At 34.0% G+C, this 24259-nt stretch carries 16 protein-coding genes; 14 read left to right on the forward strand and 2 right to left on the reverse strand.

All coding sequences use genetic code 11. The features are described 5' to 3' along the window. The first annotated feature begins 3 nt into the window (after window positions 1-3). The 11 genes from ABYI63_RS09955 (at window position 4) to ABYI63_RS10005 (ending at window position 16016) form a co-directional block, all read left to right on the forward strand. Window positions 4-2118 carry a glycoside hydrolase family 97 protein gene (locus ABYI63_RS09955; protein ID WP_372756030.1) on the forward strand — a complete coding sequence of 705 codons (2115 nt, stop codon included), beginning with the start codon at window positions 4-6 and terminating at the stop codon, window positions 2116-2118. A gap of 81 nt (window positions 2119-2199) precedes the next feature. After that, window positions 2200-4149 (forward strand): glycoside hydrolase family 13 protein, encoded by a 1950-nt coding sequence (locus tag ABYI63_RS09960; protein WP_372756032.1) that lies wholly within the window; start codon window positions 2200-2202, stop codon window positions 4147-4149. A 1-nt stretch (window position 4150) separates the two neighbouring features. Further along, the gene (locus tag ABYI63_RS09965) at window positions 4151-5278 is read left to right on the forward strand and encodes an alpha/beta hydrolase (RefSeq protein WP_372756034.1); all 1128 of its coding nucleotides are present in this window, start codon (window positions 4151-4153) and stop codon (window positions 5276-5278) included. A 14-nt stretch (window positions 5279-5292) separates the two neighbouring features. Continuing rightward, window positions 5293-7173, forward strand: coding sequence for an alpha-amylase family protein (locus tag ABYI63_RS09970; protein WP_372756036.1), 1881 nt, complete (start codon window positions 5293-5295; stop codon window positions 7171-7173). A gap of 1 nt (window position 7174) precedes the next feature. Then, a complete protein-coding gene (locus tag ABYI63_RS09975; protein ID WP_372756039.1) occupies window positions 7175-8833 on the forward strand; it encodes an alpha-amylase family glycosyl hydrolase in 1659 nt (552 codons plus the stop codon). A gap of 210 nt (window positions 8834-9043) precedes the next feature. Further along, the gene (msrB, locus tag ABYI63_RS09980; RefSeq protein WP_372756041.1) at window positions 9044-9505 is read left to right on the forward strand and encodes a peptide-methionine (R)-S-oxide reductase MsrB; all 462 of its coding nucleotides are present in this window, start codon (window positions 9044-9046) and stop codon (window positions 9503-9505) included. Continuing rightward, window positions 9495-10034 carry a peptide-methionine (S)-S-oxide reductase MsrA gene (gene msrA, locus ABYI63_RS09985; RefSeq protein ID WP_372756043.1) on the forward strand — a complete coding sequence of 180 codons (540 nt, stop codon included), beginning with the start codon at window positions 9495-9497 and terminating at the stop codon, window positions 10032-10034. Before msrB ends, msrA begins: the two co-directional genes overlap by 11 nt. After that, complete coding sequence (locus ABYI63_RS09990; RefSeq protein ID WP_372756045.1) at window positions 10034-11596, forward strand: YdiU family protein; 1563 nt, start codon at window positions 10034-10036, stop codon at window positions 11594-11596. The genes msrA and ABYI63_RS09990 overlap by 1 nt, the downstream gene beginning before the upstream one ends. Window positions 11597-11621: 25 nt before the next feature. Next, window positions 11622-12566 carry an aldo/keto reductase gene (locus ABYI63_RS09995; protein WP_372756047.1) on the forward strand — a complete coding sequence of 315 codons (945 nt, stop codon included), beginning with the start codon at window positions 11622-11624 and terminating at the stop codon, window positions 12564-12566. A 118-nt stretch (window positions 12567-12684) separates the two neighbouring features. Then, entirely contained in the window at window positions 12685-13551 is an 867-nt protein-coding gene (locus tag ABYI63_RS10000; RefSeq protein WP_372756049.1) for an acyl-CoA thioesterase, read from the forward strand. 98 nt (window positions 13552-13649) lie between these two features. Further along, window positions 13650-16016: a GAF domain-containing protein gene (locus ABYI63_RS10005; RefSeq protein ID WP_372756051.1), complete on the forward strand. Its 2367-nt coding sequence runs from the start codon at window positions 13650-13652 to the stop codon at window positions 16014-16016. A gap of 2 nt (window positions 16017-16018) precedes the next feature. Here the strand turns inward: ABYI63_RS10005 and ABYI63_RS10010 are convergent, their stop codons facing one another. Beyond that, the gene (locus ABYI63_RS10010; RefSeq protein WP_372756053.1) at window positions 16019-17194 is read right to left on the reverse strand and encodes a Pycsar system effector family protein; all 1176 of its coding nucleotides are present in this window, start codon (window positions 17192-17194) and stop codon (window positions 16019-16021) included. A 42-nt stretch (window positions 17195-17236) separates the two neighbouring features. Here ABYI63_RS10010 and ABYI63_RS10015 point away from each other — a divergent pair, with 42 nt between their 5' ends. After that, window positions 17237-20923 (forward strand): metallophosphoesterase, encoded by a 3687-nt coding sequence (locus ABYI63_RS10015; RefSeq protein WP_372756055.1) that lies wholly within the window; start codon window positions 17237-17239, stop codon window positions 20921-20923. On the opposite strand, the gene ABYI63_RS10020 is transcribed toward ABYI63_RS10015, so the two are convergent. Beyond that, complete coding sequence (locus tag ABYI63_RS10020; RefSeq protein ID WP_372756057.1) at window positions 20920-21723, reverse strand: hypothetical protein; 804 nt, start codon at window positions 21721-21723, stop codon at window positions 20920-20922. The two genes, ABYI63_RS10015 and ABYI63_RS10020, sit on opposite strands and share 4 nt — an antisense overlap. Window positions 21724-22171: 448 nt before the next feature. On the opposite strand from ABYI63_RS10020, the gene ABYI63_RS10025 reads away from it, so the two are divergent. After that, window positions 22172-22858 (forward strand): glycerophosphodiester phosphodiesterase, encoded by a 687-nt coding sequence (locus tag ABYI63_RS10025; protein ID WP_372756059.1) that lies wholly within the window; start codon window positions 22172-22174, stop codon window positions 22856-22858. Beyond that, window positions 22855-24069, forward strand: coding sequence for an NAD(P)/FAD-dependent oxidoreductase (locus ABYI63_RS10030; RefSeq protein ID WP_372756061.1), 1215 nt, complete (start codon window positions 22855-22857; stop codon window positions 24067-24069). Before ABYI63_RS10025 ends, ABYI63_RS10030 begins: the two co-directional genes overlap by 4 nt. The last annotated feature ends 190 nt before the right edge of the window (window positions 24070-24259 follow it).

Genomic DNA, 24259 nt, shown 5'->3' on the forward strand with positions numbered 1-24259 from the left:
AACATGAGGTCATTCATAAGTATATTAACATTTTTCCTATTCACTTTTAATGCTGTTTTTGCACAAGAATTAAAATCTCCAAATGGGGAATTAGTCATGCAATTTTCGCTAAAAAGTGATGGAATACCTACATATCAATTGTCCTATAAAAACAAAGCTGTTATAAAAACGAGTAGCTTAGGTTTGGAATTGAAAAATGATGAGAAATCCTTATTAAATGATTTTGTTGTATCGAATTCGCATTCAACAACTTTTAATGATACTTGGTCTCCAGTGTGGGGAGAAGATAATGTTATTAAAAATCATTACAACGAATTAGCTGTAACCTTAAAGCAGAATATAACCGATAGAATTTTAGTAATTCGTTTCAGGTTATTTGATGAAGGTTTGGGTTTTAGATATGAATTTCCTTCCCAAAACAATCTGGTATATTTTGTAATTAAGGAAGAGAAAACGCAATTTGCTATGACTGGCAATCATACGGCATTTTGGATTCCAGGTGATTATGATACTCAGGAATACGATTATACCGAATCTAAATTGTCTGAAATTCGTAGCAAATTTGACGCTGCTGTAACTTCAAATGCTTCCCAACAGCAATTTTCTAAAACAGGTGTACAAACAGCATTGATGATGAAAACCGATGATGGATTGTATATTAATCTTCATGAAGCAGCATTAATCAACTATTCTTGTATGCATCTTAATTTAGATGATAAAAATATGGTTTTTGAATCTTGGTTAACCCCAGATGCTATTGGCGATAAGGGCTACATGCAAGCACCGTGCAACTCTCCTTGGCGAACCATAATAGTAAGTGATGATGCACGCGATATATTGGCGTCTAAAATAACATTAAACTTAAATGAGCCTTGTAAAATTGAAGATACCTCATGGATAAAGCCTGTAAAATATATGGGTGTTTGGTGGGAAATGATAACGGGAAAAAGCTCCTGGGCTTATACCGATGAATTGCCTGCAGTACAGCTAGGTGTTACAGATTATACCAAGGTACAACCAAATGATACGCATGCTGCAAATAACACAAAAGTGAAACGTTATATAGATTTTGCCTCACAACATGGTTTCGATGCTCTTTTAGTTGAAGGCTGGAATGAAGGTTGGGAAGATTGGTTTGGGAAGTCTAAAGATTATGTTTTTGACTTTGTTACGCCTTACCCAGATTTTGATGTTCAGGAAATCCATGAATATGCAAAATCTAAAGGTATCAAAATGATGATGCATCATGAAACATCAGGATCGGTTAGAAATTATGAGCGCCACATGGATCGAGCTTATCAATTCATGAAAGACAATGGTTATGATGCTGTAAAAAGTGGTTATGTAGGCGATATTTTACCTAATGGTCAAAATCATTACAATCAATGGGTTAACAATCATTATCAATACGCCATTGAAAAGGCGGCCGACTATAAAATTATGGTAAATGCCCATGAAGCTGTTAGGCCAACAGGTATTAGCAGAACTTACCCCAATTTAATTGGGAATGAATCGGCCAGAGGTACAGAATATCAGGCTTTTGGTGGCTCCAAACCCAATCATGTTACTGTTTTGCCATTTACCAGATTAATAGGAGGTCCCATGGATTATACGCCTGGAATTTTCGAAATGAATATTAGTAAATTCAGTCCTAATAATAATTCACATGTAAATAGTACAATTGCAAATCAATTGGCTTTATATGTAACCATGTATAGTCCGTTACAAATGGCTGCCGATTTGCCTGAACATTATGAGCAATTTATGGATGCATTTCAATTTATAAAAGATGTGGCAATAGATTGGGATGAAAGTATTTATCTGGAAGCAGAACCTGGAAAATATATTACGGTAGCCAGAAAAGCTAAAGATAGTAATAACTGGTTTGTTGGAAATGTGAATGGGGTTAATAAGAGAACCTCCAATATTCAATTTGATTTTTTGGATAAGGGTAAAAAATACACAGCCACCATTTATGCTGATGCTAAAGATGCACACTATAAAACCAATCCGCAAGCTTATACCATTCAAACAAGAAAAATAACAAGCAAATCTAAATTATCTGAAGTGTCTGCACCTGGTGGCGGATATGCAATTAGTATTATAGAAATAAAATAGGAATAAGGATTTTGTAGGGGTTTTACAGGTTTTGTTAAAAGTGACATTTATTTGTGAAGTTTCAATTAAAATGAAGAAAATATGATAAAGGTAATTGGTATATTTATTCTTTCTCTGACGGTTTTAAATTTGCCTCTGAGGCATATAAAAGCAGGAAGTGTTGTTGCTAATAATAAAAACACTGAAATAGTGGAATACAACGAGATTGAACGGATAGAGCCATCCAATTGGTGGATAGGTTTTAAAAACACTGAATTACAGTTGCTTGTAAAGCATCCGGATATTATTAATGCTAGGCCAGAAATCAATTATCCTGGGGTTTCCATTAAAGAAGTACACAAGGCAGATAGTCCGAACTATTTGTTCATTGACTTAAATATCGATAAAACAACAAAACCAGGTAAATTTAATATTGTATTTAATTTTGAAAATGGTTTAAAAAACACACATACTTACGAATTAAAATCAAGGAAAAAACCTGCAGAATCTTATGTGGGTTTTAATAGCTCGGATGTAATTTATCTTATTACGCCCGATCGGTTTTCAAACGGCGATCCTTCAAATGACATAAATGAAAATTTACTTGAAAAAACTATTGATAGAAAGGATAATTATGCCAGACACGGCGGTGATATAAAGGGGATAATAGATCATTTGGATTATATTGAGAGTATGGGGTTTACAGCTATTTGGTCTTGTCCTTTACTAACAAATGATATGCCTAGCGGTTCTTACCATGGGTATGCCATGACCGACTTTTATGAAATCGATCCGCGTTTTGGAAGCATGGAAGATTATTTGGAATTAGCCGATAAAGCTAGAGAAAAAGGCATAAAGTTAGTTATGGATCAGGTAGCAAATCATTGCGGATTGGAGCATTGGTGGATGAAAGATTTGCCCTTTAAAGATTGGGTAAACTATCAGGAAAATTATGAAGAAAATTTAGATTCTTGGGGCAAGAAAGCAACCATTACTTCAAATCATCGTCGTACAAGTAACCAAGATATTTATTCTTCGAAAATTGATAAAGAAGAAATGAGTGATGGCTGGTTCGTTTCTGGAATGCCAGATTTAAATCAACGTAATCCATTTATGGCAAAATACATCATTCAAAATAGTATTTGGTGGATTGAAGCAGTTGGTTTGGGAGGTATTCGTCAAGATACCTATCCGTATTCAAATAAAGAATTCATGAGCCAATGGGCAGGCGCTATTATGGAACAATACCCAAATTTTAGCATTGTTGGCGAAGAATGGAGTTATAACCCATTAATAGTTGGTTATTGGCAAGATGGTGCAAAAAACAGAGACGGTTATAAATCTAATTTAAAATCGCCTATGGATTTTCCCATGCAAAGGCAAATAGTAAACGGGCTGAATGAGTGGGAAGACTGGGATACGGGTTTAGTTAAAATGTATGAAGGTCTGGCTAACGATTTTCATTACGCATCTCCAAAAGACATTATGATTTTTCCAGACAATCATGATATGAGTCGTATTTTCACTCAATTAATGGAAGATCTTGTTAAAACAAAAATGGCCATAGGTTATCTGTTAACCTTACCAAGGATTCCTCAAATATATTACGGAACTGAAATTTTAATGAGCGATTCGGCAAACCCTGGAGACCATGGCTTAGTACGATCAGATTTTCCAGGTGGTTGGGACGGTGATCCTGTAAATGCTTTTACAGGTAAAGGTTTGAGTGATGATCAAAAGGATATGCAAGGTTTTATTAAGCAAATATTAAACTACCGTAAAACCAGTAAAGCCATACATGAAGGTAAAACAGTACACTTTGCACCTTTGATGGGTGTATATATGTTGTTTAGAATTTTTGAAGGTGAAACCGTTGCAGTGATAGTTAACAAGAATGAGCAGCCCATTGATATTGAATTAAAAAGGTATGATGAGATTGGGTTGAATGGCAAAACCATGAGGAACATTGTAACCAACGAAACCTTCCTATGGAATAAGGTTTTAACTTTAAATTCTAAAGGCATCAATATTTTTACAACCAAAGCAAAATAAAATGAAAGTTGTTTTGCAACTAATTTGTCTGGTGTTTTTTCAAACATTCTACGGTCAGGTTACTTGTATTATAGATAGTTTACCAAATAATCACAATTATAATCAAAACGTATTTGTTTCTGGAGATTTTGAAGGATGGTCTGGCGGAAAAGAAGAATTCAAACTATTAAAAAGTAATGGTAAGTACCATATCACAATCCCGAAGCTAAAGGAAACCATAAGTTTTAAGTTTACCTTGGGTTCCTGGGATTTTTCAGAGTGCGATGGCAATGGAAATCCAATTACTAATCGGGTATATACTTTTGGAAATACCTCTGATACGATTTATGTTAAAATAGCTAAATGGACTGATAGTACTTCTAAAATAAAACGTTCTACAGCATTGAAAAATGTACATGTTTTTTCAGAAGAATTTAAAATACCACAATTAAATAGAACACGAAGAATAAGTGTGTATTTACCACCAAATTATGAAAGTTCATCAGAAAATTATCCTGTTTTATATATGCATGATGGGCAAAACGTATTTGATTTAGCCACGTCGTATGCTGGTGAATGGGAAGTAGATGAGACCTTAGATAGATTATATAAAGAAAGGGGATTGGGTATAATAGTTGTCGCCATTAATCATGGTGGTGAAACAAGGTTAAATGAATATTCACCTTGGTTTAATCCCAAATATGGAGTGGCAGAAGGTGATGCTTATTTAAAATTTATTATAAATACATTGAAACCAGAAATAGATAAAAGTTTCAGAACCAAAAAGGATTCAAATAATACGGCTATCATGGGCAGTTCCATGGGAGGTTTAATATCTCATTATGCAGGACTTAAGTATTCAAAGGTTTTTGGAAAAGTCGGGGTTTTTTCGCCCTCCTTTTGGTATTCAGAAGATGCTTTTTTATTTACCGAAACAAAATCCAAATTAAAACATGGAAAAATGTACTATTTGGTTGGTGGAAAAGAAGGTGAAGGTATGGTTGAGAATGTTGAGAAAATGGTGAACATAATGAAGCTGAATAAGTTTTCTAAAAATAATATAAGGACTAAAGTAGTGCTTAATGGCACGCATAGCGAATCATTCTGGAAAACAGAGTTTGAAAGTGCTGTACTTTGGTTGTTTCATTAAAAAATAAATAAAAAATGAAAAAGCAGTATACCTATATTTTATTGATGTCCATTACTATGTTATGTAGCTGCAGTAAAACTAAAAAAGTAAATTTAGAAGAAGTGAATACGATAAATAAAACAAAAAACAAACAAGTTGTTTATCAGGTCTTTACTAGGCTTTTTGGAAATACCAATACCACAAATAAACCTTGGGGTACCATTGAGGAGAATGGTGTTGGGAAATTCAACGATTTTACAGATAAAGCTTTAAAAGAAATTAAAGATTTAGGGGTCACATATATTTGGTACACGGGTGTGCCACATCACGATGTTATAACAGATTATTCTAGATTTGGTATTTCAGCCGACGACCCAGATGTTGTTAAAGGAAGGGCAGGTTCGCCTTATGCCGTTAAAGATTATTATAACGTAAATCCAGATTTAGCGGTAAATGTGGAAAACAGATTGGATGAGTTTAAAGCACTTATTCACCGAACGCATAAAGCGGGGTTAAAGGTGATTATTGATATTGTTCCAAACCATGTAGCGAGAAATTATCAAGGATTAGCTAACCCAAAAGGGGTTAAAGATTTTGGTGCTACCGATGATAGGTCTAAAACCTATGATGTTAATAATAATTTTTATTACAATCCTAACGAAGCGTTTAAAGTGCCTGTTTGGGAAAATGGTTATTCCCCATTGGGTGACGAGACGCATCCGTTAGAAGATAATTATTTTGATGAACATCCAGCAAAATGGACAGGTAACGGGTCTCGTTTGTCACAACCAGATATAAATGATTGGTACGAAACGGTAAAAATTAATTATGGAATTTCACCAGAAGGAACAAAAGATTTTGATGAATTACCTAATGGCTTTGAAAACGAAGACTATAAAAAACATTTTGAGTTTTGGAAAGACAAAATTGTGCCAAATTCTTGGGAAAAATTTAGAGACATTGCTCTGTATTGGTTAGATTTTGGAGTAGATGGCTTTAGGTATGATATGGCTGAAATGGTTCCGGTAGAATTTTGGAGTTACATGAATTCCAGTATTAAAATGAAAAAACCCGACGCTTTTTTAATGGCAGAAGTTTATAATCCAGATTTGTACAGAGATTATATTAAACGTGGTAAAATGGATTATTTGTATGATAAAGTGCAATTATATGATACCTTAAAACATGTTATACAAGGTTATGGAAGTACAGATAACATCCCGCCTATTCAAGAATATCTAAAAGATATTGAACATAACATGTTGCATTTTTTAGAAAATCATGATGAACAGCGTATCGCAAGTCCAGAATTTGCTGGAAATGCCGAAAAAGGTAAGCCGGCTATGGTGGTTTCGGCAACCATAAGTACATCGCCAACCATGATTTATTTCGGACAAGAATTTGGTGAGCCAGCTTCCGAAGATGCTGGTTTTGGTAAACCATCTAGAACTTCAATTTTCGATTATGTAGGTGTGCCTACATTGCAACGTTGGGTGAATAATAAACAATTTGACGGTGGTCAATCAACCAATAGCGAAAAGAGTCTCAGAGATTTTTATAAACGATTATTAAATTTTACTATTAATAGTTCGGCGTTGGCTGGGAACTATCAAGATATTCATGTGTACAACCGCAAGACTACTCAAAATTATACTGATAAGATTTTGTCTTTTGTGCGTTGGAGTACCAATGAAAAATTAATCATTATTACAAATTTTGATTCAAATAAAGGGTATGAGTTCGAACTAAAACTACCTGAAACTATTATAAAAACTTGGGGTTTGAGTGATGGAAGTTATAAGCTTTCAGAAATGCTTTACAATCAGTTTTCATCCAATATGAATGTGAAAAATGGTGTTGGGTATAGTGTTGTGAAGTTAAAACCTTTAGAGTCTTTCATATTTAAAGTGCAATAAAATGAAACAGATAATTTTAATTTTTTTAACATGTTTTTTTCTTTTTAATTGTAAAGAGAATCAGTCTGATACTTCAAAAAACCAACCTAAAATACCCTTTGTTTGGGAAGGAGCGAATGTCTATTTTCTTCTAACGGATAGATTTAATAATGGCGATACTTCCAACGATATTAATTTTGATAGAACCCAGGAAACTGGTAAACTCCGTGGTTTTGAAGGCGGTGATATAAAAGGAATTACTCAAAAAATTGAAGAGGGTTATTTTACCGATTTAGGGATAAATGCCATTTGGATGACGCCAATTGTAGAACAAATACACGGCGGTACCGACGAAGGAACTGGATTTTCGTATGCATTTCATGGATATTGGACAAGTGACTGGACGGCTATTGAACCAAATTTTGGAACTAAAAATGATTTGCATGCACTAATTGAAGCTGCACATAAGAGCGGAATTCGCGTGTTGTTAGACGCGGTAATAAATCACACAGGTCCGGTAACCGATATGGATCCTGTATGGCCAGAAAATTGGGTAAGAACGGGTCCGCAATGTGCATATAATAATTATGAAAATACCACCTCTTGTACATTAGTTAAAAATCTTCCAGACATTAAAACCGAAAGTAACGATGCCGTGGAATTGCCCCATCGTTTAGTTGAAAAATGGAAGACTGAAGGGCGTTACGAGCAAGAAATACAGGAGTTAGATGCGTTTTTTAATAGAACGGGATACCCCAGAGCCCCAAGGTTTTACATCATCAAATGGTTAACCGATTATATTACTGAGTTTGGAATTGATGGTTACCGAGTGGATACCGTAAAACATACCGAAGCCTATGTATGGCAGGAATTTAAAAAAGAATGCGATATTGCTTTCGCAAAATTTAAAAAGAATAACCCTAATAAAGTTTTAGATAATAATGGTTTTTATTTAGTCGGTGAAGTTTATAATTATGGCATTAGTACAGGGCAGATCTTTGATTTTGGTGATAAAAAAGTAAATTATTTTGATAAAGCTTTTCATAGTTTAATAAATTTTGAATTTAAATGGCATGCGGCAGAACAAGATTATGAAACCTTATTCCGGACCTATTCAAATTATTTGAGTAGTGATTTGAAGGGTTTTGGTACTTTAAATTATTTGTCGTCACATGATGATGGATCACCTTTTGATGCGGAGCGGGTAAAACCCATTGAAGCAGGTACAAAATTGCTTTTAGGTCCAGGTACTTCTCAGGTATATTATGGTGATGAAACTGCGCGTTCTTTAACTATAGAAGGTGCAAAAGGCGATGCTACCTTACGCTCGGTTATGAATTGGAATGATATTCAAGCAAATGCTAAATCAAAAGCGGTATTAGCTCATTATCAAAAATTAGGGCAGTTCAGAGCAAACCACCCAGCCGTAGGTGCGGGTAGTCATCAAATGATAATGCAAAGTCCTTATGTGTTTTCAAGACGCTATTCTAAAGGACAGTATAACGATAAGGTTGTAATAGCTATAGATGTTCCAAAGGGCAAGAAGGAATTAGATGTCTCAAAAGTCTTTAAAAATGGTGATAGGTTACGCGATGCATATTCTAATAAAATCGCCGAAGTAAAAAATGGAAACGTTGAGATCAAATCAGAATTTAGCATAATACTTTTGGAAAAAATATGAGGTTATTGTTGAAGTTTTAATGAATTGTGGCTTGGTAGTCATTTCATTTTTAAATTTATATCTAGCCAGAGAATTTATGTTTCTCTGGTTTTTTTATTAATTATTTTTAACTTTAAAAAGAGGCTTGTTGAAAGGAAACAGGTATCTTGTCGACTATAAATAAATCAAAATTTCACTAAATTTAAGATTAAAGAAACGCAACTATATACTATGATAACTTGGAAAGATGTAATTAATTTTTCAGTAAAAGGAACTCCGGAACCAGATAAACGTGTTGAGAAATCGGAAGCCGAATGGCGAGAATTGTTAACACCAGAACAATTTAGGATTGCACGGCAAAAAGGAACAGAGCGTCCGCATAGTGGAGCACTTTGTACTATTCATGAGGCTGGAAAATACAATTGTATATGCTGTAATACGCCTTTATTCGATTCTACTATTAAGTTTAATTCTGGTACTGGTTGGCCTAGTTTTACCCAGCCAATAAAACCTAATGCAATTAAATACGAACGCGATACGGCTTACGGCATGGTGCGTGTTGAGGTTATGTGTAATACTTGCGATGCCCATTTAGGACATGTGTTTCCCGATGGGCCAGAACCTAGTGGATTGCGTTATTGTATTAACTCGGAATCCATGCAACTAGAAACCACAACTGAAAATGGGAAATAAAAATTTGCAACAGGCAACCATAGGAGGAGGCTGTTTTTGGTGTACAGAAGCTGTCTTTTTAGAATTAAAAGGCATTGAAAAAGTCGTGTCTGGTTATTCTGGTGGTACGGTTCCTGGGTATCCAACGTATCGTGAAATTTGTTCAGGTTTAACAGGTCATGCAGAGGTTGTTCAAATAACATTTGACGCCGATATCATTTCATTTGAAGAAATCTTGATTATATTCATGTTAACTCATGATCCAACAACCTTAAACAAACAAGGTGCCGATGTAGGAACACAATACCGTTCGGTTATTTTTTATCATGATGAGCAACAAAAGGCAACAGCTGAAAACGTTATTAAAGAAGTTTCTAAATATTACGACGCAGCCATTGTAACAGAAGTGAGTCCGTTGGACGTGTTTTACAAAGCGGAAGACTATCATCAAAATTATTATAGAAACAATAAAGAACAAGGTTATTGTAGTTTTGTAATTACGCCTAAATTGTCAAAGCTTCGCAGCATGTTTTCAGATAAATTGAAATAATGAAACTTAATATAGAAGATACGTTTAACAAAGAATTACCCGCAGATCCTATTCTGGAAAACAGCCGACGGCAAGTTGAAAAGGCGTGTTTTTCATTCGTGCATCCTAAGCGAACTAAAAATCCTGAAATGATGCATGTATCACCAGAAATGCTTGATAATTTAGGACTTTCAAAAGCAGATTCAGAAAGTGAAGATTTTCTAAAAATATTTACGGGTAATGCTATTTTACCAAATTCAAAACCTTATGCAATGTGTTATGGTGGACATCAGTTTGGCAATTGGGCAGGGCAATTGGGTGATGGGCGTGCTATAAATTTAGCCGAGGTGGTTCATAACAATCAGCGTTGGGCACTCCAATTAAAAGGCGCCGGCGCGACTCCATATTCTAGAACTGCCGATGGTCTGGCGGTACTGCGTTCTTCCATCAGAGAGTATTTGTGTAGTGAAGCCATGCATCACTTAGGTGTGCCAACTACTAGGGCGTTATCCCTTGCTTTATCTGGCGATCAGGTTATGCGAGATGTTATGTATAACGGTAACCCTGAGTATGAAAAAGGCGCCATTGTTTGTAGAGTAGCACCATCGTTTTTGCGATTTGGGAATTACGAAATTCTTGCTGCAAGAGAAGATAAGACGACTTTAAAAATTTTGGTAGATTACACTATTAAACATTTTTTTAGTCATTTAGGAAAGCCCTCAAAAGAAACTTATATCGCATTTTTCAGTGAAGTGTCGCAACGGACCTTAGAAATGATTATCCATTGGCAACGAGTTGGTTTTGTACACGGTGTTATGAATACCGATAATCTGTCCATTCTTGGTTTAACCATTGATTATGGTCCGTATGGTTGGTTAGAAGGCTTCGATTTTGGCTGGACCCCGAATACAACCGATAGGCAACATAAACGCTATCGTTACGGCAATCAACCCAATATTGGATTGTGGAATTTATATAAATTAGCAAACGCCCTGTATCCGTTGATTGAGGACGCGAAGCCTTTTGAAGCTATATTTGAAGCGTATAAAGAAGGGTTTCAAAAGCAATCTTTAGCGATGATGCGCTCGAAATTAGGATTGCTAAAGGAAGATGATTCTGACGGTTCTTTAATTCAAGAATTAGAAGATAATTTGCTGTTAACCGAAACGGATATGACTATTTTCTTTAGGAAATTAAGTGATTTCAATATAGAAAATGCTTCAAAAGGATTAGAAATTGTGAAGGATGCATTTTACGTTCCTTCAGAAATTTCAGGAGATATTGAAACAAAATGGCAAGCTTGGTTTAACCGTTTTGCTAATCGATTAAAGCAAGAAGAAACTACATTTGAAGCAAGAAAAGAAAAAATGAACGCAGTTAACCCTAAATACGTATTGCGAAATTACATGGCGCAACTCGCTATTGATGATGCTGATAAAGGCGATTACAAGGTAATTGATGAATTGTTTCAGTTACTTAAAAAACCATATGAAGAGCAACCCGAATACGAAAAATGGTTTGCAAAACGACCCGAATGGGCACGCCATAAAGTAGGATGCTCTATGTTATCGTGTAGCTCATAAAATTGTTTTATTAAAAAATATTATCGTGAATTTAGGATTAGGAATGGCGGCTATAGGAAGACCGCATTATATAAATGTAAGAACCAATACCGTAGCAAAAAGTAATGTAAATGAACTTAAAACGGACGGTTTTAAGGTGCTTGACGAGGCCTATAAATTAGGCGTACGTTATTTTGATACAGCACCTGGCTATGGGTTGGCAGAAAACTTACTGATAGATTGGTTAGCAGATAAAAAAGGCCTAAACATAGAAGTTGCAACTAAATGGGGATATACCTATGTGGCTAATTTTGACCCTAATGCGAAGGTGCATGAGTTGAAAGAGCATAGCATTTCTAAATTAAAGGAGCAATGGCAAGTGTCTAATAAACTATTGCCATTTTTAACGACTTACCAAATTCATTCGGCCACCTTAGAAACGGGTGTTCTAGAAAATGAGGCTGTTTTAAACGAATTGTTTTTTTTGAAAAATGAATTCAATTTAAAAATTGGCATTTCAACTACCGGTGAAAATCAGGTAGAAGTTATAAAAAAAGCACTAGATGTTTCGGTTGAAAACAAACCATTATTTGATACGTTTCAAAGTACTTTCAATATGTTGGAACAGAGTCTTTTGAGTGTTCGTGGGATCTTGAAAAAAGAAAACAAAAGACTTATTGTTAAGGAGGCCTTGGCAAATGGTAGAATATTTAAAAACTCAAATTATCCGGAGTATCAAGAGTTTTATCGCACAGTTGAAAACCTATCTAAAAAGTATGAAGTAGGAGTAGATGCTATCACCTTAAATTTTTGTGCTAACATTTTTCCTGAAGCCATTATTTTAAGCGGCGCAAGTACAATTAATCAACTGCAAGAAAATTTGAAAATCAATTCATTTAATTTATCCGAAGATGAATTAAATCTCCTAAAAAAATTTAAGGTAGAACCTGCAAAGTATTGGAATGAGCGCAAGAAATTAGAATGGAATTAGTCTAAAAAGCATTGCCGATAACTATTTTGTAACATTTGGTAGAATAAAAGCAGATAACACAGGAATTATTACAATTAAAATATTAACTGATGTATTTTTGCAGTCTTAAAGCGATTATATGACTACTGTAGACGATTTATTAAACCTGTTAATTTTAGATAAAATAAGTGATACCGAATTTAATGGTATTAGTAAAACCATTGGTAGCCCTATTGTTTTTGGAGGTCAGGTTTTGGCTCAAGCCATTCATGCGGCTAGTAACACCATTACTAATAATCGGGTGCTGCATTCCATGCATTCTTATTTTTTGGAGGCCGGCAATTTAGAATTACCAATTACCTACAACGTGAGTATTGTGAGAGATGGTGGTAGTTTTTCGGTGCGCCGGGTAACGGCACATCAAAAAGAACGAACCATTTTTATATTATCAGCTTCCTACCATAAAGTTGAGTCGGGTTACGACCATCAATTTGATATTAAAACAGCTTTAAAGCAACCTGAGGATTTATTAAGTTGGACAGACATTCTTCGGCAATATGGTGATTATTTACCAAAAAGTTTGAAGGCTTTTTTTGAGATTGAGCGTCCAATAGAATTTAAGCCGACCGAAATAGTAAATCCTTTAGATAAAAAAGATTTACCACCGTATAATGATGTGTGGTTTAAATTGAAGGGAGACCCAAATGGTTTGGATTTATCAACCAAACAACAAATTTTAACTTATATATCCGATTATAATATATTAACTTCGGCTTTGTATCCGCATGCTAGTAAGGCACATTGGGGCAACACTCAAACGGCTAGTTTAGATCATTCCATGTGGTATTTTAGAGATTTCGATTTTGATGATTGGTTATTGTATTCTATGGAGTCTCCAAGCACATCAAATGCGAGAGGCTTTGCTAGAGGTAATATATTTACAAGAGACGGTAAATTAATTGCATCCGTAGCTCAAGAAGGTTTAATGAGGCCTTTAAAGAAGTAACCAGTTAATTACTAGTTTGTTTTGTAACGATATGGCCTTAGTGTCGACTAAGCAAATTAATTGTATTTTTGCAATTGTAAATTCCTTTTAGAAATATTATGTTCAATTATTCAGAATCTCCAATGGCTTTAACTATTAGTTTTAATAAACTGATAGAGCAATATGAGAATTTCACTAATAGTGATGATGAACTTACAGCTAAAAGAGCAAAGCGCATATTGCAAATAGGTAAGGACATTCCGGTGCTCCGAGAAGGTTTTACAGATGTTTCTATTCTTGAAACTTACAAAGATGAAATTCACTATATTCTTCAAGATTCATTTAGTCCTATTTTAACACATAATGAAATTAAAGCGGCTTCGGTACCTTTTGAGGATGTGGTTTTTAATTCTTCGGAGCGTTTTAAAAAAATAATTCAAGCGGCTGGAAACCAATTTAAATTAAAAATTAAAAACATGCCGGAAGATGATTTTTATATCATCGCATGCAGTGTTATTTTAAATTTTTGTTACGGGTATAATCTGAATTTTAAACGCCCTTTTTTATACGAAATACCAGACGCTAATGGTATTTTAAGGTACTATAAAATTTTATATAATGCCGACTTTACAGAAATTATACCTTCGGAAAATGCGCCTAAAATAACAGAAGACGATTACAATTTGTTATTGGATAATTTTGATAATATAGATCTGTGGAAAGAAAAATTTCCCCCTAATAGTTATACCTACAAAGGTTTTGTAATATCTAATATTTTTGATGTAACCGATGATCAATCTATTTCAAATGTTAAGTCGAGTCTTATAAGTGAAAAGAAGGTGAACGATGAAAAATTCACTAAAGATTTTCAAGAAATTTTCAGATCTCTTTTCGGAATTAAAGACCTAAGAGTAGGTTTTTCTAGTTACAATAAAGAAGAAAATTCGTTTGAGCGTATTTTTGGCGATGAGATAGAAAGTTTCTTATTAGATAAAACGGATTCATCTAAATGTCATGATGTACTATGTGACGCATCCTATACGCGTTTACTTGAAAAAAATAAGTTTTTAGCTATTTCAGATGTTGATGAAAAGTATACATTATCAAATTGCAAAGTGCCGCAGTTGAATATTTTTAAGAGACAAGGCATTAAAAGCGTACTATTGGCACCTATTGCAGTCGATTCCAATTTATTTGGTATTTTAGAAATAGTTTCAAATAAACCGAAAATATTAAATAGTATCAATGCTAATAAGTTGGTTGATGTAATGCCATTTATAGTTTCGGCAGTTAAACGTTCCAAAAGGGAAGAGGATAACTTAATAGAAGCAGTAATCCAACAGGAATGTACGTCAATACACCCAAGTGTACACTGGAAGTTTAAAAAGGAGGCCAAACGATTTGTTTATGAATTAGAAAAAGGTAATCAAGCAACCTTTAACAAAGTTGCATTCAAGAATGTTTATCCATTATATGGTCAAATCGATATTAAAGGATCGTCTGAAGCACGAAATTGGGCAACTAAGGAAGATTTAACGGTGCAATTAAAAGCGCTCAGATCTATTTTAAAAGCTGCTTTAAAAATAGAAGATTTGCCTATTTACCAACACTATATATATCAAATTGATGTGTATCTGGAAAGTATAAAGAATCAATTTCAAGTTGATAGTGAGCAGCAAATAAGTGAATTTCTTCAAAATGATATCAAGCTCGTACTTGAGCATTTAGATAAATTAGACAGTTTGAAAGAATCAATAGAATCTTATTATCAAGGGATTCATAATGAATTGAATATTGTTTATCAAAGTAGAAAAAAGTATGACGATACAATTTCGATGATTAACAAGCAAATGGCTGCCTTGTTAGATAAAAAGCAAGAAGAAGCACAGCTTATGTACCCGCATTATTTCGAGCGTTTTAAAACAGATGGCGTAGAACATAATATGTATATTGGTGAATCTATCAGCAAAGAAGATAATTTTAACCAAATATATTTGTATAATTTACGCTTATGGCAACTACAGGTGATGTGCGAAATGGAAAATGCTTATTACCAAATACAACCTAATTATCCGGTTAAGTTAGATGTTGCTTCCATGATTTTAGTGTTTAGTCAACCGCTATCCATTAGCTTTAGAATGGACGAAAAACAGTTTGATGTGGATGGTACCTACAATGCGCGTTACGAAATTGTAAAAAAACGTGTAGATAAAGCCTTTATAAAAGGCACTAATAAACGCGTAACGGATAAAGGTAAAATATCAATTATATATTCTCAAAAACAAGATGAAATCGAGTATTTAAGATATATTAAATTTTTGCAGGCTAAAAAGTATTTAGATACCGATGTTGAAATTGTAGAGCTACAAGATTTGCAAGCGGTAACTGGTTTGAAAGCTATTCGAGTGAGTATTCTATATCACAAAACACCGGAAGATAAAGTATTCTATACTTACGAAGATTTAATGAAAGAGATTAGAACTTAGTTTTATTTTCCTGCGTATTGAAATGCCAGCGTAAAAGCAATGACACTGGCAACAATACCAATCATAAAAATAGTATAAGTAATTCGAAGAATTTTGTATTTTCTGTTAAGTACCAAGCCTAGGTAATATAAGTCTTTTTTCATGGCGGAATAGAGGTATTCGCGGTCTTCCATCATTTCGCCCATAGCCCATTCAAAATCTTCTAAGTTCATTTTATGAAAGTTGCCAAAAAACAATAAGTTTACTTTTTTGTTTTTTACATCTTCCTTTGTAAATTTTCCACTGGTTACATTTGGCCTTGTTGCTATAATAGATAAAACCATCGCAATCACTGTAAAAAGGGTGAAAATAACGGTTGGCATGATTAAATAATGGTTGGAAGGACTATCTAGTTTCGGAATTAAATTAGATAATACCATCGATACAATAATTGCATTTACAGACAATAAAATATTTGCTTTCGTATCCGCAATATTACTTAAGGTGATATGGTTTCTTAAAGTTACCCGAAACATGGTTTCTATTCCACGCTCTGGCGATTTATTCTTGTCTTTTTTTCTTTTATTTGTTTTCTCGGCTTGATCTTGTTTTTTAACTGTTTTAAAAAGTGCTGTTAAGTTTTTTTCTTTTCCCTGCAACCAATTTTCAATCGCATATTTCGTATGAAATTGATGCTGTTTAGTTAAAAATGATATGTTTTCTTGGGTCCACTCACTATCCTTAAATGTTTTATTACAAGTTTGTTCCCATTCAAAACGAAGCAATTCACTAGTGTCAATAAAATTCTTGGATCCAAAATGGGCACAATCGGCATCTTGAATAATTTGTTCCAATAAATTTTGGGGTTCATGCTTTAATTTGGTAGCCAAAATAATATTGCTTATGGTCTTAATGCGTTCGGGTTCTAATCCGTGTTTTTTTAAAAAATCAGAAGCTATTAAAACGCTTTGTTCTTCATGATTTTCAGTTCCTTTAGTATATCCCGTATCATGAAACCAAGCGGCAAGGCGTAAATTTTCAGCATCAATTCCGCTTACTTTTTCGCCTTCAATAAGTTGATTTGTGTATTTTACAACACGTTGTGTGTGATTTAGGTTATGATAAATAAAGGTGTCAGGTAACTCGTTTCTTAGTAATTTTGAAACGTATTTCTCGACTGTAGAAAGCAAATCATTCATTTAAAACATTATTTTTACGAAAATAGCAATTAATCTATTAACATGGGGTTTCGCCAAAGTATCATTTTAATCATATCAACTTTTTTTGTTGTTGCTTGCGCAACGTATAAACCGCAGTACTCAGTTGAAAACAATCAAGTAAGCTTTCCCGTAGACAAAACGATAACGCATACTTTTTATTTTATTGGTGATGCAGGTAATTCACCTATTGGTAGCGAAACGGAAACCCTTCAGTATTTTAAAGGGGAATTAAGTGAAGCTTCAAAAAATAGTACGGCCATTTTTTTAGGAGATAATATTTACCCGAAAGGCTTGCCTAAAAAAAATAAGTCGGGAAGAGATTTTGCAGAGCATCAACTTAATGTTCAAATAAACTCAGTAAAAGATTTTGAAGGTAAAACAGTGTTTATTCCTGGAAATCATGATTGGTATTCTAATGGACTTGAAGGATTAAAGCGGCAAGAAGAATTTATAGAAGATGCCTTGGGGAAAAATACTTTTTTGCCAGAAAATGGGTGTCCTATTGAAAAAGTGAATATTTCAGATGATATTGTTTTAATTATAGTCGATTCGGAGTGGTATTTAACCAATTGGGATAAGCACCCAACAATGAATGATGAATGTGAAATAAAAACCAGAACCAAATTTTTTGATGAGTTTGAAAGTGAAATTAAAAAAGCTCGTGGAAAAACAACCTTAATAGCAGTGCATCATCCTATGTTTACCAATGGAAGTCATGGTGGAAAATACTCATTCAAAAGTCAAATGTCGCCAGTTCCTGTTCTTGGAACCCTGAAAAATTTGATTAGAAAAACGAGTGGTATTGCATCGGTGGATACAGAAAACAAGCGCTATAATGAGTTTAGAAAGCGTCTTATAACCCTGTCTCAAGAAAACGATAAAGCCATTTTTGTTTCGGGTCACGACCATAATTTGCAATACATTCTTCAAGACAATTTAGTTCAAATTGTGAGTGGTTCCGGATCAAAGTTAACGCCTACCAAAAATGTTGGTGGAGGTAAATTTTCATATGCTACGCCTGGTTTTGCGCGGTTGGATGTGTTTGATGATGGTTCATCTTACGTTAGGTTTTATGCCACTAATAGTAAGTCTGTGGTTTTTGAAAGTGAAGTGTATTCAGAAGATACATCTGTGGATTTTTCAAAGTCGTTTAGCGAGGTGTTCCCAAAGGAGAAATCAGCTTCCATTTACACAAATGAAGAAACTACGAAAGGCTGGTTTTATACTTTAGCGTGGGGCGATCGCTATAGAAAATATTACAGTACCGAAGTAAACTTGCCAACAGTTAATTTGGATACTTTATTTGGAGGCGTTCAACCCGTTAGAAAAGGTGGAGGACATCAATCTAAATCACTGCGTCTGGTTGATAAAAATGGTAGCGAGTATGTTATGCGTGCGCTTCGTAAAAGTGCCGTGCAGTATTTGCAAGCAGTTGCTTTTAAGGACCAATATATTGAAGGTGAGTTTAAAAACACCTTTGCGGAAAACCTATTGTTAGATGTATTTGCAGGGGCACATCCGTACGCACCCTTTACAATTGGTACCTTGTCTGATGCGATTGGTGTATATCATACCAATCCAAAACCCTATTTTGTGCCAAAACAAAAGGCATTAGGGCAATATAATAAAGAGTTTGGAGATGCTATTTATATGATTGAAGAAAGTGCCGATTCTGGTCATGCGGATAAAGCGAGTTTCGGGTTTTCCGATAATCTAATTAGTACAGATGACGTACTTAAAAAATTAAATGAAGACGAAGATTTTCTTTTAGATGGACCGGCTTACATACGGGCGCGCTTGTTTGATATGTTAATTGGCGATTGGGACCGTCACGAAGACCAATGGCGTTGGGCGGAATTTAAAGGAAAAGGTAAAACAACTTATCGCCCTGTACCACGTGATAGGGATCAGGTATTTTCAATTATGGCAGATGGCGCATTATTATGGTTCGCCACAAAAGCCATACCAGCATTGCGATTGATGCAAAGTTATAATGAAGATTTAAAAAGTCCGAAGTGGTTTAATTTAGAACCCTATCCGTTAGATATGGCTTTGATAGTTGGGTCCGATAAAGCGGTTTGGGATCAAGAAGTAAATTACATCATTAATCATTTATCTAATGAAGTTATTGATAAAGCATTTTTGAATTTTCCGGAAGAAGTTAATGATGAAACTGTTAAAGAAATAAAGCAAAAATTAATTGGTAGAAGACAAAATCTTCAAAAAATTGCCGATGCTTATTATAAACATATCAATAAATATGCGGTTATAAAAGGAACCAATAGAGATGATTGGTTCGATATTAAGCGTTTGCCAGAAGGGAAAACAAAAGTAACAGCTTATCGAATAAAAAAAGGAGATAAAGACGGTGTTTTTCATACCAGAATTTATGATGCAGCAGATACCAAAGAGATTTGGATATATGGTTTAGATGATGACGATGTGTTTAAAGTATCAGGAAAACAAAGCGATAACGAAATTATACTTCGATTAATTGGCGGACAAAATAATGACAGATACAACATTAAAAATGGCAAGCGTGTTAAAATTTATGACTACAAAACAAAACCAAACGAATTTGAAACCAATTTAGGAAGTATAAAGCTGACAGATGATTACTCTACAAACGTTTACGATTACAAAAAACTTAAGAATAATTCGAATCAATTAATTCCAACTATTGGTGCAAATCCAGACGACGGTTTTAAAATCGGACTTACAAATACCTACACAAATTACGGATTTGAAAGAAATCCATTTACCTCACAGCATATTTTAAAAGCGTCCCATTATTTCGCGACCAATGGTTTTGAGTTGGGGTATTCAGGTGAATTTGCCCATGTTGTTGGAAAGATGAATTTGGGTTTTGATGTGAATTATACGAGTCCTAATTATGCAATAAACTTTTTTGATTTTGGTAATGAAACCATCAATCCGGAAACCGATAAGAACGATGGGCTGGAGGTTAATATGGATTATAATCGTGTAAAAATTCAGGCTTTAAATGTGGCGCCTTCTTTAATTTGGAAAGGACAATTGGGAGCTAGTTTTAAAATTGGATTATCGTATGATGCATATGAAGTAGAAAGAACTCACGGTCGTTTTATAAACCAAATAATAGGAAATGGCGTTGAGGTTAGCAATAGTTTTATTGGTGCTGAAGCAGCCTATAGTTATGAAAATTATGATAATAAGGCGTTCCCAACAAATGGTATAAAAACCAATTTGAAGATTGGTTATAAATCCAATGTGAATAATTCTAATGAGTTTTTTTACATCATTCCGCAATTAGGTTTTGATTACAAAATATCACCCGATGGTAATCTTGTTTTAGCAACCAATTTGTTAGGTCATATAAATTTTAATGATGGTTATGAGTTTTACCAGGCAGCTGCTATTGGGGCTAGTAATGGGTTGCGTGGTTATAGAAATCAGCGTTTCACTGGTAAAAATGCCTTTGTTCAAAGTACCGATGTACGTTTAAATTTACGAAGAGTAAAAACAGCTTTGTTACCAATTAATTATGGTTTGTATGGCGGATTCGATTACGGACGTATTTGGCTGGAGGATGATAATTCCAGAAAATGGAATACATCAATTGGAGGAGGTGTTTTTGTTAACGCTGCAGATTTAGTAACTTTTAATTTGTCTGCTTTTCATAGTAATGATGGCATGCGTTTATCATTCAAACTCGGTTTTGGGTTTTAATCTAAATTGAATTGGTAAATAGTTCCGTCCTTTTTGCCATCGCGCTCATCTGAAATAATGAGTTTGGAATCAGTTAAAAAACAAATGCCTTCTTTTTGTGAGTTATGTTCTAAGTTGTGTTTTTTAATTTTTCCAGAAACGAAATTATCAGATTTGAAATTAGTAAGCTCCCAAATGCGTTCATGACCTAATAAAATTATTGTTTTACCATCTGAGCTAATATCAGCTGCAGTTATTTTGTTGTTTTTTCCTTTCAAATTAAAAGAAGAAACATACTCAGCAACATGGGTTCCGGGTTGGTTGGGAATTTTAATCACGATAGCCTTTTTATCCGATTTACTAAAAATGTAAATGTGTTTTTTGAAAATAAAAAAAGCTTCAAAATCTTCATCATCAACTTTGTCTGGTAGTGAAAAATGAATGCTTTCGGCTGTGGTTTTATCAGTTTTTAAATCCGAAACTTTATAAACAGTGAATTTTTTCCGGTTTTTACTATTGTTGCCGAAATCTCCAATGTAAAGATTACCTAAGTTATCTGAAGCTAAATCTTCCCAGTCTATATTTTCCGCATTGGTAATAACCACATCTTTTTCAATATCACCTTTGGTGTTTAATCCATAAACATGATTTTTGTTTCCCGAATCTTCTATTACCCAAATTAAATCGGAATTAACTAAGGTTTCCATTCCTGAAACTTCATTTAATTTGTTGGGTAAATTCGCCATAACAATTAGCTTTTCCTTATTACAAGCAAAGAAAAAACCAAAACATAATAAAAGTTGCTTGAGTTTTAAAATCATAATTTTTAATTAGTAAACCAATATAAGAACTTTATGGGCTATACAGACATTAAATTGTAGAGTATCATTTTTAGTTTTTTCCAGATTGCAGGGCAATTTATGTATAATGATACGTTTTATGTTAACTTGATTTACCTTTATGGTGTTTATAATGAGGGTTTTAGATTGGTAATTTTGGATAGGCCAAGTATTATTGTTAAATTTAACTTTAATTACGAGTTGGATTTAAAATTCAAATTTAAAATTCCGCCATTATTTATAAATGATTTCAGAAAAATGAGACATTAATACAAGCCATAAAACGATTATTCCCATCAATACATCTAATTATTCTAAAGTCTTTTTTTAGTATGATATATTTAGAATAAATAGACTAATTTTGATTCTGTTTTAAGCATTCAACAATCAGTAATAAATTTACTACAAAACCTTCAGTTTTAATTTTTTCATGGATAATACAATTTTAAAAATAGGCCATCGTGGTGCAAAGGGACATTTAGCAGAAAACACGATAGAATCAATTAAAAAAGCATTAGAACTAGGTGTAGATGGGGTTGAAATAGACGTACATAGATGTTCAACGGGACAGCTTGTGGTGTTTCATGATTATACGGTTGATCGAATGACGGATGGTACTGGTGAAGTATCTAAGCACACACTTAACCAATTAAAGCAGTTGGAAGTAAAAGGGCACTGCCAAATACCTTCCTTATCAGAGGTATTAACGTTCATAAACAATAAGTGTTTATTAAATATTGAGTTAAAGGGTCATGATACAGCCAAAGAGGCTAGTAGACTAATTGATTTTTTTGTAGAGAAAAAAGGTTGGGAGTATAAAAATATTATTGTGTCTAGCTTTCAGAAAGAATTATTAAAAACTGTTTTTGAAGCAAATAGTAAAATTCCATTAGGTGTTATCATCGATTCAAATCTTGATGCGGGAGTGGAATTTGCAAAATCAATAAAAGCAGTTTCTGTTCATGTAGATTATACCATGCTAACCGAAGAAATTGTTCAAGAATTAAAGAAGAATTTTAAAGTATTTGCATTTACAGTTAATAATTTAAAACCTATTAAACGTATAAAATCATATGGAGTTGATGGTATTATATCCGATTTTCCGAATAGATTATGATTGAAAAAGATGTGATAATCGTTGGCGGAGGAGCTGCTGGTTTTTTTGCAGCTATTAATATTGCAGAGTTAAACCCAAACTTAAAAGTGGCAATTTTAGAGCGTGGTAGTGAAGGGTTGCAAAAAGTAAAAGTTTCTGGTGGCGGAAGATGCAATGTAACTCATGCCGAGTTTATTCCTCAAGAATTGATTAAGAACTATCCGCGCGGAGAAAAAGAGTTGCTAGGGCCTTTTCATCAATTCATGACTGGTGATACTATTGATTGGTTTGAAAAACGTGGTGTAGCATTAAAAATTGAAGAAGACGGGCGCATGTTTCCGGTTTCCAATTCATCCCAAACAATTTTAGATTGTTTTCTTTCTGAAGCACAGAAGCATGATGTGGAGGTTTTATATAACAACTCAGTAAAATCAATCGCGAAGTTTGAAAATAAATGGCTTATTAAAACATCCAACGCCGATTTTTTAACGCAAAAGTTACTTATTGCCACAGGAAGCAATTCCAAAATTTGGGAACTGCTTAGCAACTTGGGGCATACAATTATACAGCCAGTGCCGTCTTTATTTACATTCGATATTAAGGATGATCGCATTAAAGAGATTCCAGGGGTTGTGGCTCAAAATGTTGAGGTAAAAGTGGTTGACTCTAATTTGTGGAGTGAAGGCCCCTTATTAATTACACATGTTGGTATGTCTGCGCCTTCTATTTTAAAATTATCGGCTTTTGGTGCAGTAGAATTAGCCAAGCGTAATTATAAATTTCAAATTGAGATTAATTTTATAAAACAGTCTTTTGAGGATTGTTTAGATGTTTTGAAAGAATTAAAACACGACTTGGCAAAAAAATCAGTTTTCAAGTCGACACAGTTCGATTTGCCAAAACGTTTATGGCAAAAATTGGTTTTAGCTACCAATATGAATGAAGAATCACGCTGGGCAGATTTAAATAAAAGTCAGTTAGAAGGATTAGCCGCCCAACTCACACAGGCCGTATTTAATGTAACCGGCAAAAGTACCTTTAAGGAGGAATTTGTAACTGCTGGTGGTGTCGATTTAAAAGAAATCAATTTTAAAACTTTTGAAAGCAAACTTCATAATAATCTATTTTTTGCTGGCGAAGTTATAAATGTAGATGCCGTTACAGGAGGTTTTAATTTTCAAAACGCATGGACGAGCGGGTATATTGCTGCCAAATCTATAGCAGAATGTTAACCTAAGTAGCATCTTTAAAAGGTGTAAATTATCTTGTTAAGTGATATGTCTGATAGTAATTTATTAGTTGAAATTGCAACAAGATGTTTTGAAAATGAAGAAGTTGCAATAGTTCAAGATTGACAGTGTTTTTATTCTTCTACTGGTTTTGGGAAAGCAAAATTCAACATAAAAACTCTATATGCGAAAG

The sequence above is a fragment of the Mariniflexile sp. genome (assembly GCF_041583155.1).
Classification (GTDB): domain Bacteria; phylum Bacteroidota; class Bacteroidia; order Flavobacteriales; family Flavobacteriaceae; genus Mariniflexile.